General features: G+C 66.1%; 17 protein-coding genes. 9 read left to right on the plus strand and 8 right to left on the minus strand.

Annotation, left to right across the window (positions count from 1 at the left end):
- Nucleotides 1–82 precede the first annotated feature (82 nt).
- The 5 genes from IEY28_RS06415 (at nucleotide 83) to IEY28_RS06435 (ending at nucleotide 3931) form a co-directional block, all read left to right on the plus strand.
- Entirely contained in the window at nucleotides 83–622 is a 540-nt protein-coding gene (locus tag IEY28_RS06415; protein ID WP_188995570.1) for a protein-tyrosine phosphatase family protein, read from the plus strand.
- A gap of 72 nt (nucleotides 623–694) precedes the next feature.
- Nucleotides 695–1918, plus strand: coding sequence for an HD domain-containing protein (locus IEY28_RS06420; protein ID WP_166970871.1), 1224 nt, complete (start codon nucleotides 695–697; stop codon nucleotides 1916–1918).
- Nucleotides 1919–1939: 21 nt separating this feature from the next.
- A complete protein-coding gene (locus IEY28_RS06425; protein WP_188995572.1) occupies nucleotides 1940–2962 on the plus strand; it encodes an amidohydrolase family protein in 1023 nt (340 codons plus the stop codon).
- 36 nt (nucleotides 2963–2998) lie between these two features.
- Entirely contained in the window at nucleotides 2999–3394 is a 396-nt protein-coding gene (locus tag IEY28_RS06430) for an SHOCT domain-containing protein (RefSeq protein WP_188995574.1), read from the plus strand.
- A gap of 60 nt (nucleotides 3395–3454) precedes the next feature.
- Complete coding sequence (locus IEY28_RS06435; RefSeq protein WP_188995576.1) at nucleotides 3455–3931, plus strand: universal stress protein; 477 nt, start codon at nucleotides 3455–3457, stop codon at nucleotides 3929–3931.
- 26 nt (nucleotides 3932–3957) lie between these two features.
- Here the strand turns inward: IEY28_RS06435 and IEY28_RS06440 are convergent, their stop codons facing one another.
- From IEY28_RS06440 to IEY28_RS06455, 4 genes are all read right to left on the minus strand, one after another.
- Entirely contained in the window at nucleotides 3958–4944 is a 987-nt protein-coding gene (locus tag IEY28_RS06440; RefSeq protein ID WP_188995577.1) for a biotin--[acetyl-CoA-carboxylase] ligase, read from the minus strand.
- A gap of 66 nt (nucleotides 4945–5010) precedes the next feature.
- Entirely contained in the window at nucleotides 5011–6864 is a 1854-nt protein-coding gene (locus tag IEY28_RS06445) for an acetyl-CoA carboxylase biotin carboxylase subunit (RefSeq protein ID WP_188995578.1), read from the minus strand.
- A gap of 314 nt (nucleotides 6865–7178) precedes the next feature.
- Nucleotides 7179–7484: a DUF8022 family protein gene (locus IEY28_RS06450; protein ID WP_188995579.1), complete on the minus strand. Its 306-nt coding sequence runs from the start codon at nucleotides 7482–7484 to the stop codon at nucleotides 7179–7181.
- Nucleotides 7485–7486: 2 nt separating this feature from the next.
- On the minus strand, nucleotides 7487–9037 hold the full coding sequence (locus tag IEY28_RS06455) for an acyl-CoA carboxylase subunit beta (protein WP_188995580.1): 1551 nt from the start codon (nucleotides 9035–9037) through the stop codon (nucleotides 7487–7489).
- A 113-nt stretch (nucleotides 9038–9150) separates the two neighbouring features.
- Between IEY28_RS06455 and IEY28_RS06460 the strand changes: the two genes are divergently transcribed.
- Nucleotides 9151–9774 (plus strand): uracil-DNA glycosylase family protein, encoded by a 624-nt coding sequence (locus IEY28_RS06460; RefSeq protein ID WP_188995581.1) that lies wholly within the window; start codon nucleotides 9151–9153, stop codon nucleotides 9772–9774.
- 78 nt (nucleotides 9775–9852) lie between these two features.
- Here IEY28_RS06460 and IEY28_RS06465 read toward each other — a convergent pair whose 3' ends face one another.
- Complete coding sequence (locus IEY28_RS06465) at nucleotides 9853–10641, minus strand: helix-turn-helix transcriptional regulator (protein WP_188995582.1); 789 nt, start codon at nucleotides 10639–10641, stop codon at nucleotides 9853–9855.
- 226 nt (nucleotides 10642–10867) lie between these two features.
- Between IEY28_RS06465 and IEY28_RS06470 the strand changes: the two genes are divergently transcribed.
- Together IEY28_RS06470 and IEY28_RS06475 are read left to right on the plus strand one after the other, a co-directional pair.
- On the plus strand, nucleotides 10868–11848 hold the full coding sequence (locus IEY28_RS06470; RefSeq protein ID WP_188995583.1) for a DMT family transporter: 981 nt from the start codon (nucleotides 10868–10870) through the stop codon (nucleotides 11846–11848).
- Nucleotides 11849–11893: 45 nt separating this feature from the next.
- On the plus strand, nucleotides 11894–12334 hold the full coding sequence (locus IEY28_RS06475) for a DUF555 domain-containing protein (RefSeq protein ID WP_188995584.1): 441 nt from the start codon (nucleotides 11894–11896) through the stop codon (nucleotides 12332–12334).
- An 81-nt stretch (nucleotides 12335–12415) separates the two neighbouring features.
- On the opposite strand, the gene IEY28_RS06480 is transcribed toward IEY28_RS06475, so the two are convergent.
- Entirely contained in the window at nucleotides 12416–12652 is a 237-nt protein-coding gene (locus IEY28_RS06480) for a UPF0058 family protein (RefSeq protein WP_166970894.1), read from the minus strand.
- A 187-nt stretch (nucleotides 12653–12839) separates the two neighbouring features.
- Between IEY28_RS06480 and IEY28_RS06485 the strand changes: the two genes are divergently transcribed.
- Entirely contained in the window at nucleotides 12840–13244 is a 405-nt protein-coding gene (locus IEY28_RS06485; protein ID WP_188995585.1) for a translation initiation factor IF-2 subunit beta, read from the plus strand.
- Here the strand turns inward: IEY28_RS06485 and IEY28_RS06490 are convergent, their stop codons facing one another.
- Nucleotides 13245–13424 (minus strand): DUF7836 family putative zinc-binding protein, encoded by a 180-nt coding sequence (locus IEY28_RS06490; RefSeq protein ID WP_188995586.1) that lies wholly within the window; start codon nucleotides 13422–13424, stop codon nucleotides 13245–13247.
- Nucleotides 13425–13520: 96 nt separating this feature from the next.
- Complete coding sequence (locus IEY28_RS06495; protein WP_188995588.1) at nucleotides 13521–14492, minus strand: transcription initiation factor IIB; 972 nt, start codon at nucleotides 14490–14492, stop codon at nucleotides 13521–13523.
- Nucleotides 14493–14770 lie beyond the last annotated feature (278 nt).

Below are 14770 nucleotides of genomic sequence, written 5' to 3' on the forward strand. Positions count from 1 at the left end.
GTCAGTCGGCTGATAATCAGTCGTGAGAACCGAGGGGGGAGACTGAAGTTAGTGGCCTGAGAGGCAGTGGACAACAGCAGTCATGCGTAGGATTCACGCCCACAGGTTCGCCCCCGCAGCCCCCGACGAAAAGTACGTCTTCGGCGCGTGCGCACCCGGCTGGCACAGTGCTGCCAGCCACGACGCGGCCCTCTCGGACTGGATACAGTCTGTTCGCGACTGTCAAGTAGAGCGCGTCTGCTGTCTCCTCGCGGGGACACAGTTAGACGAATCCGGGTCGAACGTAGAGCGGTACGCCGACGCGTTCGGCGAGTCGAACGTCCTCCACGTCCCGGTCCCCGACCAGCAACTCATCGGGAAGGAGGCCCTCCACGAGGAGGTGTTGCCGTTTTTGGCGACGTCGGTAGATACCGAGGTTCGCACCGTCGTCCACTGTCTGGCCGGCATCGGACGGACGGGACAGGTACTGGCCGCGTGGCTCGTATACAACCGCGACTACGGCCCGAGGCGGGCCATCGAGACGGTCCAGCAGATGGGGCGTGACCCGATGGACGCCGTCGAGTACGGCGACGCCGACGAGGACGCCCTCCTCGAGTTACTGGGGTCGGTCGCACGACTCTGACCACCGTTCGGGCCGGTACAGTCACGAGATGTGGCAGTACCGTTTTGCCGACGGCTCACGAACCGACACGCGATGACCACCATCAAGGACAGCGTCCACGACCACATCGCGGTCGAGGGCGTCGCCGCCGACCTGCTGGAGACCCCGCCCGTCCAGCGCCTCCGCCGGGTCAAGCAGCTCGGGACCGTGACGCTGGTCTATCCGTCGGCCAATCACACCCGGTTCGAACACTCGCTCGGCGTCTATTACCTCGCCGACCGGGCGCTCTCGCATCTGGGTATCGAGGGCCAGCAGGCCGAGCGGGTCCGTGCCGCTGCCCTCCTGCACGACGTGGGTCACTCCCCGTTCAGCCACAACGTCGAGGCGGTCATCCACCGCAAGACGGGAAAGTACCACGACGACGTCCACGACCTGCTGGACCGCGGCGAGGTCGCTCGCGTGCTCACCGACCACGGCCTGAATACCGACCGGGTGGCCGATCTCGTCGCCGGTGACGGCGAACTCGGCCAACTGGTCTCGGGCGAACTCGACGTCGACCGGATGGACTACCTCGTCCGCGACGCCCACCACACCGGCGTCCCCTACGGCACTATCGACCACGAACGGCTGGTCCGGGAGTTGCGCTTCGTCGACGGCGAACTCGTCTTAGACGAGGGGAACGTCCAGACCGCTGAGTCGCTGTTGCTCGCTCGTGCGTTGATGAACCCGACCGTCTACGCCCACCACGTCGCCCGCATCGCCAAATCGATGCTCCGCCGCGGGGCCGAACGGCTGCTGACCGCGACGAACGTGACGGCCTCGGACCTGCGCCGGTGGGACGACGCCGACTTGCTCGTCCGCCTGCGGCAGTGCGACGAGACGGCCGAATACGCCCGTCGGCTGAGCGAGCGAGATCTGTATAAGCGCTCCGTCTGGGCCGAACGGACCGCCGTCCCCGACGAATTAGTCGCGGCCGACCACCGTGATATCCGGACGTGGGAACACGCCATCGCCGACAGCGCGAACGTCGACCCCGACTCGGTGGTCCTCGACGTCCCCTCGGAACCGTCGATGACCGAGTCCACGAGTCGCGTCCTCGTCAACGGCGAGGTGCGCCGCCTCGGCGAGCAGTCGACGCTCGTCAACGCCATCCGCGCCGCCCAGCGTGACCAGTGGCGTCTGGGCGTCTACGCCCCCGAGGACGACAGCGACCGTGTGGGCGACGTCGCCATCCGCGAACTCGGCCTCGACTTAGACGGCGCGCGGGTCCGGGACGTCCGACCGGGTATCCACGCGACCCTCGACGAATTTAACTGAGCATCGAGTGGAGAGGAGTACATGAGTATCGAAGGGACGATTCTCCGCGGCCGGACGTTCGAACCTATCGAGGGGCGAGTCGTCGTCGAAGACGGCGAGATCGCCGCTATCGAGGCGGACAGCGTCGACAGCGACGCCATCGTCTGCCCGGCGTTCGTCAACGCCCACACGCACATCGGCGACTCCATCGCGAAGGAGGCCGGCGAGGGCCTCTCGCTTGAGGAACTCGTCGCGCCGCCCGACGGCCTGAAACACCGTCTCCTCCGGCAGGCCGACCGGTCCGAACTGGTCGAGGGGATGGTCCGGTCGCTGTCGTACATGCACCAGTCCGGGACCGGCGCGTTCGTCGAGTTCCGCGAGGGCGGCGTCGAGGGCGTGCGTGCCATCCGCGCGGCGCTTGCCGATTCGCCGCTCCGGAGCGTCGTCCTCGGTCGCGAGACGGTCGAGGCGATGGAGATGGCCGACGGCTTCGGCGCCAGCGGCGCCAACGACGCCGAGTTCGGGCCGGAACGCCGGGCGACCCGCGAGGCCGGCAAACTGTTCGGCATCCACGCCGGCGAGGTGGACAGTTCGGACATCAACCCGGCGCTGGACTTAGACCCCGATTTCCTCGTCCACATGGTCCACGCGAAGCGTCTCCACCTCGAACGCGTCGCCGACAGTGAGATTCCGGTCGCCGTCTGTCCGCGGTCGAACCTCGTCACGGGTGTCGGGAAGCCACCGGTCGAGGAACTGGCCGAGCGGACGACGGTGGCGCTGGGGACGGACAACGTCTTTCTCAACAGTCCGTCGATGTTCCGCGAGATGGAGTTCACCGCGAAACTGTACGACCTCTCTGCGCGGGACGTCCTGCGGATGGCGACGGTCAACGGGGCCGAACTGGCCGGTCTCGATTGCGGCCTCATCGAGGAGGGGCGGCCGGCCAGCCTGCTCGTTCTGGACGGCGACTCGGACAACCTCACAGGGGCGCACAACCCCATCCGAGCGGTCGTCCGCCGCGCTGGAGCGTCCGACGTGGAACGGGTCGTTCTCCCCGAGTCGTAGCCACGTTTATCGGCCACGGACTGCAAGGGGAGCGTGATGTCCTCCACCACTGACCGCGCCCTCGGCACACTTTGGCGAGTGTTGCTCGCCGGTGTGGCCCTGCTCGTCGCTCTCAGCGTCGCCGCCGCGGTGCTCGCCGTCCTCCAGAATCTACTCGCGGCGCTCCTGTCCCTGCTGATGACCGCCCTCCTCGTCGTCGGCGTCGGCTACGCGGTCTACTGGGCCGGGTCGTCTCTCCTCGGCAGCGACGAATCGCCGGCGGAGGCGCCCGCCGAATACGGCCCCGCGGCCGACGCGGACGCCGTCGACCGACTGACCGAGAAGTACAGGGACGGCGCACTCACCGAGCGCGAGTTAGAGCGCGAACTCGAACAGGTGATGGACGAGGCGGCCGGCGACGGTGACGACGAGCGCGAGTCAGAACTGAACTGAGGCGCGGTGTGTGGTACCAATTGGCGAATAACTAAACGCGCCGCCGTCGTACTGTCGGGTATGTACGACCGGATACTGGTGCCGACAGACGGGTCCGAGGGGATGTCCCGGGTCGTGGACCACGCCGTCGAACTCGCGCGGTTCCACGACGCCGAGGTACACGGACTGTACGTCGTCGACACGGGTAGCTACGCGACGTTGCCCGTCGAGACGACGTGGGACGGCGTCACCGAGATGCTCCGAGAGGAGGGCGAACTCGCGCTCGAATCCCTCGAAACGATGACCGGCGACCTCGAAGTCGTGACGGCCACCGAGGAGGGGGCACCGAGCAAGCAGATCGTCGAGTACGCCCGCGAGAACGGTTGTGACACCATCGTGATGGGAACCCACGGCCGAGGAGGGCTCGACCGGATATTGCTCGGCAGCGTCGCCGAACGTGTCGTCAGGTCGTCGCCGGTCCCGGTGGTGACGGTTCCGGTCGGCGACACGGACGTCGGCCCGGGAGACGACGAACCGGAAGCGAGCGTCACGCAGTGAACTACCCCGCCCGCAGACTGCGGCCGCTACACCGGCCGAAGGTGTTCGCAGTCGCCGGCGGAGACGGTCTGGCGTCCGTCGTCGGTCTCGACCACCAGTCGTCCCGGGAACTCGACGTCGACGGCGTCGCCCTCCACGACGCCCGTCGGCGTCTCGACGCGGACACGTTTCCCGAGCGTCGTCGCGTATTCGCGCCACTCGTCCAGCACGGACTCGGGCGTCTGCCGGAGCGTGTCGAACGTCTCGACGAGGCGCTGGGTGAACAGGCGCCTGTCGACTGTCTCGCCGCGGACCGCCTGCAGACTCGTCGGGTTCGCCTCGCTCGGTAGCGAGTCCGGGTCGACGTTGGCGTTGACACCGATGCCGACGACCACCCACGAGACCCGGTCGGCCTCGCCCTCCATCTCCGTGAGGATACCGACCAGTTTCCGCTCCTCGCCGCCGACCAGCACGTCGTCATCGTCCGCTGACGACGTGCCCGCACTCGTGACACTCACGAGGACGTCGTTCGGCCACTTGATGGTCGCCTCGACGCCCGCCTCGCGTGCCGCGCGGGTCGCCGCGACGGCGGCGGCGAGCGTGTACACCGGCGCGTGGGCCATCGGCACGTCGGGCCGGAAGAGGATGGAAAGCCAGATACCGCCGCTCGGTGACACCCAGTCCCGGTCGAGGCGTCCCCGGCCGCCAGTCTGTTCGTCCGCGAGAACGACGACGTCCTCCGCGCCTCCGGCCGCGAGGTCACGGGCCCGGGCGTTCGTACTCGGAATGCTGTCGTGGTACTCGACGTCGAAGGGCGCGTCGAGGCCGTATTCGACGGCCTCACCACCGAATTCGGGCACCTCGGCAAGCGAGTAGCCCGCGTCGTCGCTCTCGATTTGGAATCCCGCCGCCCGAAGCGCCTCGACGTGTTTCCAGACCGCGGACCGCGAGATACCGAGGTCCTCGGCCAGCGCCGGTCCCGAGACCGGGCCGTCAGAGAGCGCGTCGAGAACCCGATGGCGTGTCTCGTTCATGCCAGTCGCTTCGACGGCGACCGGGAAAAAGGGCGCCACTCGACCGGGACGCCGTCGCTTCGGCGCTTATTCGGACCCGATGACGAACAGGAGGTCGCCCATGTCGACTGAGTCGCCCTCGCCGATGGCGACGTCGTTGATGACGCCGCCGCGTTCGGCGACGATGTCGTTTTCCATCTTCATCGCCTCCAACACACAGAGGACGTCGCCGGATTCGACCTCGTCGCCCTCGTCGACGGACACTTCGAGGATGGTCCCCTGCATCTCCGCGGTGACTTCTTGGCCCTCGGCGCTGGACCCGCCGCCCCCGCCGCCGTCGGACCCGCCGCTCTCGCCCGGTCGCTGTGGCCGGTCACCGCCGCCGCCGACGTCGACGTCGCCGACGTTGATGGGCGGCGCGCCGCGCTCTTCTAAGTCCACCTCGAAGCGCTTGCCGTTGACCTCGACAGTGAACTCGCGTTCGACGACCTCCTCGTCCTCGTCGGCGCTCGTCTCCGTCTCCGTGCCCCAGCGCTCTTGGGCCTCCTCGATTCGGGACTTCTCGAGCGTCTCGTCGAGGTACTTCGTCGTGTGGGTGCCGCCGACGAACTCCTCGTCGGTGAGCATCAGCCGGTGGAACGGGATGACCGTCGGGAACCCTTCGATGTCGTACTCCGCGAGCGCGCGCTTGCCGCGTTCGATGACCTCGTCGCGGTCGGACGCGTAGACGATGAGCTTTGCGACCATCGAGTCGTAGTCGGTCACGAGGTCGTCGCCCTGGCGGAGCGCGTCGTCGAGTCGGACGCCGATCCCGCCGGGCGGGTCGTAGGTCTCCAGCGAGCCCTGATTCGCCGGTGCGAAGTCCTTGGCGGCGTTTTCGGCGTTGATCCGGAACTCCATCGCGTGGCCGTCGATCTCCACGTCGTCCTGTTCGAATCTCAGTTCCTCGTCTTGGGCGACCCGGATCTGCCATTTGACGATGTCGATACCGGTAATCTCCTCGGTGACACAGTGTTCGACCTGAATACGCGTGTTGACTTCGAGGAAGTAGAAGTTCGTCTCCGGCCCCAGCACTTCCCCGGGTTCGCGGTCGGTATCTTCCTCGACGAGGAACTCGACGGTCCCGGCGTTGTAGTAGTCCGCTGCGCGGACGCCCCGGCGCGCGGCCTCGCCGATCTTCTCGCGGAGTTCATCAGAGAGCGCGGGCGACGGGCCTTCCTCGATGACCTTCTGGTGGCGACGCTGGAGCGAGCAGTCACGCTCGCCGAGGTGGCGGACGTTGCCCTCGTGGTCCGCGATGATCTGGATCTCGATGTGACGGGGGTTCTCGAGGAACCGTTCGAGATAGACGGAGTCGTTCGAGAAGTACGCCTCACCCTCGCGTTTGGCGGATTCGAGTTGCTCCGCTATCTCGTCGGGATCGCGGACGATCTTCATCCCGCGGCCACCGCCGCCACCTTCGGCCTTGATGGCCACGGGGAAACCGTGTTCCTCGCCGAACTCGACGACTTCCTCGGGGTCGTCGACGGGGTCCGTCGTCCCGGGGACGATGGGAACGTCCGCCGATTGCATGATCTTCCGGGCCTTCGTCTTCTCGCCCAGTTTCTCCATCGCGTCGCCGGCCGGTCCGATCCATTTGACGCCGTCCGTGTCCTCTACCTTCCGGGCGAAGTCGGCGTTCTCGGCGAGGAAGCCGTAGCCGGGGTGGATGGCGTCGGCGCCGGACTGCTTTGCGGCGTCGATAATCGCCTCTTGGTCCAGATACGAGTCGGCCGCTCGTGCCGGCCCCACGTTGTACGCCTCGTCGGCGTAGCGGACGTGCCCCGAGTGTTTGTCGGCCTCAGAGTAGACAGCAACCGTCCCAATGCCCAACTCCTCGCACGCGCGCATGACCCGGACCGCGATTTCACCGCGGTTGGCGACGAGTACTTTGTCGAACATATCCCACCATACCGAGAGTTGGCCCATAAAACTATGCGGAGCGGCGAATCGACCGACCGCTCTTTTTTTCCACGGTACACGAGCGGTCGGACATGGACGAACGGACCACTCGCGGAGGTGTCCACATCCTCGCCGCCGGTTCGCTGCGAGCGGCCATCGTCTCGGCGGCGACGCCGATACCATCGGCGCGGTGACCGTCGCCGGCGCACGCTTCGGCATCGACGGGGTACCGGTGGCGTGGCTGGAGACGCTCGAAGGCCGGGGGAGCCTGCCGCTGCTGGCCACCGAACTGGCGGAGCTGGGCGGCCGAACCGTTACATCCGGTCTGTCCGCCCGGCCGCACTCCACGGGTCCGTCGGCGCCTCCTCGCGGACCCTGACGTGGCGCTTCTGTGTCCCTTCGACGCGCTCGGAGAACGACCACTCCTTGCCGTCCCACGATTCGCCGCCGGCCGCCGCAGCCGCCGCAGCAGCCGCGGCGGCGGCCCGCTTACGGTCCGTGAGATGCGCGCCGACGGCGACGGCGATGGCCGCCGCCTCGTCCGTCGACGCGTCCGGGAGTTGGGCCGCTATCTCCGCCACCAGCGCGCCGTCGACGGTGTCTGCGGTATCGGTAGCCATGGTCACAGTGGGATGTTCCCGTGTTTGCGGTCCGGTTGGTCGCTTCGCTTGCCCCGCAGGAGGTCGAGGTCCTCGACGAGTCGCGGTCGGGTGTCTTTCGGTTCCAGCACGTCGTCGACGAAGCCGCGTTCGGCGGCGGTATAGGGGTTGGCGAAGGCGTCGCGGTACTCGTCGATGAGTTCCTGCCGGCGGGCCTCGACGTCCTCGGCGTCGGCGAGTTCGTCGTCGTAGAGGACGTTCACGGCGCCCTGCGGCCCCATCACCGCTATCTCGGCCGTGGGCCACGCGTAGTTGGCGTCTGCGCCGATGTGCTTCGAGGCCATCACGTCGTAGGCGCCCCCGTACGCCTTGCGCGTGATGACAGTCAGCAACGGCACCGTCGCCTCGCTGTAGGCGTACAGCAGTTTCGCGCCGTGGTTGATGATGGCGTTGCGCTCCTGGTCCTTGCCGGGCATGAACCCCGGCACGTCGACGAACGTCAGAATGGGGATGTTGAAGGCGTCACAGAAGCGGACGAACCGCGCGCCCTTCCGCGAGGCGTCGATGTCCAGCGTCCCGGCGTTCACGCGCGGTTGGTTGCCCACGACGCCGACGCTGTGCCCGTCGAGTCGGGCGAACCCGGTGACGATGTTACGCGCGAACCCCTCGGCCACCTCGAAGAAGGAGTCCTCGTCCAACACGCCGTCTATCACGTCCACCATGTCGTACGGCTTCTGTGGCTCGTCGGGCACCGTCTCGACGAGACTCTCGTCCCGGCGCTCCGGGTCGTCCCACGGGTCGACGCGCGGCGGGTCCGCGACGTTGTTCTGCGGGAGATACGAGAGGAGATAGCGGATGTCGTCCATCGCCGCCTTCTCGTCCGCGGCCGTGAAGTGGGCGACACCGGACTCCGTGGCGTGGGTTTGTGCCCCACCCAGTTCGTCGAAGCCGACTTCCTCGCCGGTGACCGTCTCGATGACGTCCGGGCCGGTGATGAACATGTGGCTGGTCTCCTCGACCATGTAGACGAAGTCCGTGATGGCCGGCGAGTAGACGGCACCGCCGGCACAGGGGCCCATGATGGCCGAAATCTGCGGGACGACGCCGCTGGCTTTCTGGTTGCGGTGGAAGATGTCGGCATAGCCAGCCAGCGAGTCGATGCCCTCCTGAATGCGTGCCCCCGCCGAGTCGTTCAGCCCGATGATGGGCGCGCCGTTCTCGATGGCCTTGTCCATCACCTTACAGACCTTCTGGGCGAAGGCCTCGCCGAGCGATCCGCCGAAGACGGTGAAGTCGTGGGCGAAGACGTACACCCGTTCGCCGTTGACTTCGCCGTAGCCGACGACGACGCCGTCGCCCGGAACGTGCTTCTCGTCCATGTCGAAGTTCGTCGAGCGGTGTTCCCGCAGGGCGTCGATCTCCACGAAGGTGTCGTCGTCGAGGAAGTAGTCGATGCGCTCACGCGCGGTGAGTTTCCCCTTCTCGTGTTGGGCCTCGATGCGCTCGTTACCACCGCCACGTTCGGCCTCCGCCTTCCGTTCGCGGAGGTCCTCGACGCGGTCGTCGTGGTTCACGCGACATCACGGCTCCCGGACCTGAGCATACCCGTCTCGTCGGGGGCATCCGAAAAAAGCGTTGCCCGCCCGAGACCGTCGGAGTTTTCCCGACCTGCTTCCAGACTCCCCTCGTGAAGAACATCACGGCAACCCAGCACAACCCGTTTGGCTTCCAGCCGCCGTGTGAGCCGTTCGTTCCGGGCTACGGTGATGCGAACGCGGACTTCCACGTCATCGGTGACCACCCCGGCGTCCACGGCGGCAGCGAATCGGGCATCCCCTTCACCGGGACCCCTGCCGCCGAGCGACTCCAGCGCGCGCTCGTTGCGGGCGGCCTCCTGCAGGAGGCCGGGACGCCGCCGACCGTCGACAAGACGTACCTCTCGTATCTGTTCCTCTGTGGCGACCGCGTCCCGACCGAAGCGGACTACGCGGACCACGAACCGATGTTCGATACCGAGGTCCGGGCCATTACCTCACACGTCCTCCTCCCGGTCGGCGAACGCGCGACGAAGCACGTCTTCGCGAACATGACCGCCGAACCGGCCGACGCCGTCGACATGGAGGAACTCCACGCGACGGAAGTTCGCGGCAGCGGGTGGCTCGTCTACCCAGTCAAAGACCCCGTCGAGTGGACCGACGAGGACGAGGACGAACTCGTCGCCGCACTCACGGCGCTACTGGCGACCGACTACAGACAGGAAGCGGAACTGGGTCGGTTCCTCCCGGGCGACGAGGTCTGGCGCGTCCGCTGATACCGTCGGTTGCCAGCCAGTGGCGACCGTCGCCCGGGGTGGCGACCGTCTTCACGAAGGTGCAGTCGACAACAGGACTCAGGGTCGGAGGTCGGCCGCGGTGAGCGGCGCCGATTGCTCGCGGTAGTCTTCGAATCGGGCCTCGGCCCACGAGTGGACGGTTGGATGGTCGGTGTCGACGGCCGCCTGCAACACCCCGCGCTCGTCCCGGACGAGGAGGTTCACCACGTCGTCGACGATAGTCACCGCGAGCGGTATCTCCCCGTCGTAGACGCCGATTGACGCCGTCTCCGTCTCGACGAGCGAGCGGAGGCGGGCCCGCAGCGTCTCGTCTCCGGTGAGCGCGTCCACGGCACTCTGTGACAGAATCGCCCGGAACTGCTGACTCCCTGCCCGGTCGGCCGCGACCGAGAGGCTCTGGTCGTTGAACGCGTGGGAGAACGCCGTCACATCGTCGGCGTCGCGCATCAGCGAGAGGAGGCGCTGTAACGGCGCGTTCGGCCGCGTCTGGGACGGCGTCGTAATCGTGGCGTCCGCGAGGTGTCGCAAGTCGAAGTCCATCGCGTCAGTCGGCAGATAGTCGACGATATCCCGCAGGTCGCGTTCCGTCTCCAGAATGTCCAGTAAGTCTCTGAACCCCTCGGCGACGAGGCGTCCGGTCGCCGTCGCGACGTAGCCGCCCTCGGTCCGTCGGACCCACTTCCGGTCCTCGAAGTCCCCGAGGATGCGCCCCAGCGTCGCCTGCGACGCACCGGTCTCGGCGGCGAGTTCCGAGCGTGTGTGCCAGTCGGCCGCGAGGAGCTCTAACACCGCGACCCGATTCGGTGAGAGCGCGAGAAACTCTATCTCCGAAAGCGTGGCGTCCATACCGGCGCTTGCTGGCCCGTACGGATACGGTTTTCGTGTCGTGCAATAATTTCACTCCGTGAAATACCGCCGCGGGTCGTCGGTCCCGACCCGTCGTGTAAGAGTTTCTAAACGAGACTATAACCCTACTACGTCTACTCGAAAGTACGATGATACAGCCGTCATATGCGATTCTCTTGCGTGTCTCGGTACCCGGTCAGTCCGTCGGCGAGGTGTTGCTATAACGATGGTGTCACGACGTGTCCTCGCGCTCGGTGTGGCCGCCAGCGTCCTCTTTGGCGGGACGTTCGTCGCGGCGAAGGCCGGCCTCGACCACTTCCCGCCGCTCCTGTTCGTCGCGCTCCGGTTCGACGTCGCCGCCGTGGCGTTGCTCGGCTACGTGGCGCTCACCCGGTCTCGGAGCGACCTGCTCCCCCAGAGCCGTGGTGACGCGCTGGGCATCCTCTCGACCGGACTGCTGGCGCTGGGCCTGACCAACGCGCTCCTGTTCGTCGGCCAGCAGGACGCCACCAGCGCCGTGGGCGCCATCGTCTTCAGCCTCAACCCCATCCTGACCCCCGTGTTCGCGGCCCTGTTGCTGGCCGACGAGCGCCTCTCGAAGCGCGGTGCGGTCGGCCTGCTCGTCGGCTTGCTCGGCGTCGCACTGGTCGTCAACCCCGACCCCGAGATGCTGTTCAGTGGCGGCGGCGGCAAACTCCTCCTGTTCGGCGGCGCGGTCAGCGGGGCGCTCGGGAGCGTCCTCGTCCGCTGGAGCGACAGCGACCTCTCTAGCACCGTCCGGACGGCGTGGGCCCTGCCCGTCGCCGCCGCCCTGTGTCACGGACTTAGCTGGCAGGCCGGCGAGTCCGTCGCCGCCGTTAGCTGGGGTCCTGCGGCGCTCGTCGCGCTCCTCTACGTTGGCGTCTTCGCCGGCGCCGTCGCCTACGTGGCCTACTTCGGCCTGCTCGACCGGTCGGGTGCGACCCACGCGAACCTCGTGTTCTACGTCGTTCCGGTCGTCTCGACGCTCGGTGGGTGGGCGCTACTGGGCGAGTCTATCTCGGAGCTAGCCGTCGTCGGCTTCCTCACCATCTTCGTCGGGTTCGCCGTACTGGGCAGCGAGTCCATCGCCATCCCGTCCATCGGTTCCCGACTGCCTACCGACGCCGTCGTCTCCACCGACGCCCTCGACGTCGGCGAGGACGCGACCGGGTTCGAATCCGACTGAACGCCCGGGCCAACCTTCATTATATAGGCCAGCAAACATGCTCGTATGGACTGCAGAGTTGTCGTCGAGGCAGCCGTCCCCGTCTACGACGTAGCCACAGCCGACGAAGCGGTCCGAATCGCTATCTCGAAGACCGGCGATATGCTCAATCCGGACCTCAACTACGTCGAGATCAACATGGGCGAACGGAGCTGTCCACACTGCGGGGAGGAGTTAGAGCCCGCGTTCCTCGCGGCCGACGAGAGTCTCGTCGCGCTCGAACTGGAGATGACCGTCTTCAACGTCGAGCGTGACGAACACGCCGCCCGCATCGCGCGAAAGGAGATCGGCCAGCGACTGGAGAACATCCCGCTCGACATCGTCGAGATAGAGGAGATACCGGACGAGGACGAACCGGCGGAAGCGGAGGCGGACGACACGGAGGCGGACGACACCGCGACCGACGAAGAGATACTACCCGAGTTCGAGGAACTCATCGACGAATAGCCGTCGGCGACGTCTCGCAGTCCGTTTTCGGCCGTGGCAGCCGCTGAGTAGCGGCGCTTCTGAAGGAACGATGCGGGAGAGTTAGTCAGCGGCGGCAGAAACAGGCTCTTTCTCCTCGGCGGTCATCTCCGAGGTAATTCCGTCGGCGATAGCGAAGACAGCGGCCTTGTGGTCTGTCTTCGACTTGTGAATCGATGTCGGCTTGACGCCGAGTTCGGCGTACTCGTCGTGTTCGACCGTAGAACCGGTGTCTTGTTCGTAGTGGTTCTGTACTTGTGCAAGCAGGCCGTGAAGGTGAATGAGTTCCTGCTTCTTCATGGTCAACCCTTGCTAGAGGACGGAGGGTTATAGTACTACTCTGACGGTGGTTAACACACCGACCCGATGATAAAACGTTAGAATAGGCGGTCTTAGACGGCCGAATTCGCGTAGCGGGTCACGTCCGACCGGGGCCGGTGTCGGTGGGTTTGAAAGATTTTTGACGCCGGGCCGTCCACTGTGTCGTATGGACTACGACGATATGCTCGACCGGGCGATGTCGGAGACGCCCGACATAGAGGGGTCGTCAGAGCGGTTCGAGGTACCGGACCCCGAGGTCAGACAGGAGGGGAACGCCACCGTCGTGGAGAACTTCCAGTCGCTGTGTGACCGATTGGGTCGGGAGCCAGACCACGTCCTGCAGTTCCTCCAGACGGAGGTGGGGACAAGCGCGCACATCGACGAGAGTGGGCGGGCACGGCTCACCGGGTCGTTCGGCGCCGACCGTCTGGGGACGGCTATCGACGAGTACGTCGACGAGTTCGTCCGCTGTTCTGAGTGTGGGCTCCCCGATACGCGACTCGAACGTGAGGGAGACGCACTGCTCTTGCGCTGTGAGGCGTGTGGTGCACGCTCGGCGACCAGCGGCTAGTTACTGAAGCCCTTTCAGCGTCTGTAAGTCGCGATCGGTGCGTGTGAATTCTGCGAGGCGTCTGCTCGCGTGACAGTTCGGGCAGTGATACAGCGTGTCGTGTGTCGGTAACTCGCTCGGCGTCGACTCCCAGTCTTTCGTACACTCGGGACAGAGCAACCGGACGTACGCTTCCTCCATGTGTGATATTGACACACGCCGGAAGTGGAAAAAGGTTGGCGTCACCCCACTGGTCTGCCTCAGACAGTGTCGGCGTCAGGGGTCCAACGAAACCGTCTACGCCGGGACGTTCTCGGCTTCGAGGAGTTCCTTGTAGCGGTTGCGGATGGTGACCTCCGAGATGTTGGCCACGTCACCGACTTCGCTCTGGGTGACCTTCTCGTTGGTCAGGAGCGCAGCGGCGTAGACGGCGGCAGCCGCGAGGCCCACCGGCGACTTCCCGGAAAGGATGCCCGCCTTGCGAGCGCGTTCGATGAGTTCGCGGGCCTGCCGCTCCGTCTCGTCGCTCAGGCCGAGGTCCGAGACGAACCGGGGGAGGTACTGCTCGGGGTCCGCCGGCTTGACTTCGAGGTTCAGTTCGCGGACGATGTAGCGGTAGGTCCGGGTCAGTTCCATCTTATCGACCCGGGAGACGACCGCCATCTCGTCGAGCGAGCGGGGACTCCCCGCCATGCGCGCCGAGGCGTACAGCGCCGACGTCGCGACACCCTCGATGGAACGGCCGGGGAGCAGGTCCTCGTCCAGCGCTCGGCGGTAGATGACACTCGCCGTCTCGCGGACGTTCTGCGGGAGGCCAAGCGCCGAGGCCATTCGGTCGATCTCGCCGAGCGCCTGCTTGAGGTTGCGCTCTTTGGAGTCGCGGGTGCGGAACCGCTCGTTCCACGTGCGCAGACGTTGCATCTTCTGGCGCTGGCTGGACGAGAGCGACCGCCCGTAGGCGTCCTTGTTCTGCCAGCCGATGTTGGTCGACAGGCCCTTATCGTGCATCATGTTCGTCGTCGGCGCGCCGACGCGGGACTTCGAGTCACGCTCCGAGGAGTCGAACGCACGCCACTCGGGTCCCCGGTCGATACTGTCTTCTTCGACGACGAGCCCACAGTCCTGACAGACCGTCTCGCCGTGTTCGGTGTCTGTCGTGACGTTGCCGCCACACTCGGGACAGACGTCCTGCTGTTCTGTCGTCTCCTCGCCGATGTCTCGCTCCTGTACTTGTTCTTCTGTCGTGTTGCGTACTGTGGATTCACTCATGGTGGATGTTCCCCGACTGCCGGGTGCGTAATGCTAAAGAACCCTTGCCGGGTTTCTCTTACCAATAGTTAGTTCGACAAGTATAAAAACCTTTCGCCGAGTGTGCGCCCTAATCGCATGCAAGCGCCGTGGTAGAAGATATCACGGAAGACCACACCCTCATTTAAACCTGCCGCCTCCCCGGCGCTGTGGCGACGGTGACGCCGGGACCGGAGGTCGACCAGTCGTTCATTTCAGGCCCGGTCAGCGGATCATCGACGCCTGTTCGACCGATAGCT

The organism is Haloarcula pellucida, from assembly GCF_014647235.1.
In the GTDB taxonomy this organism is placed as follows: domain Archaea; phylum Halobacteriota; class Halobacteria; order Halobacteriales; family Haloarculaceae; genus Haloarcula; species Haloarcula pellucida.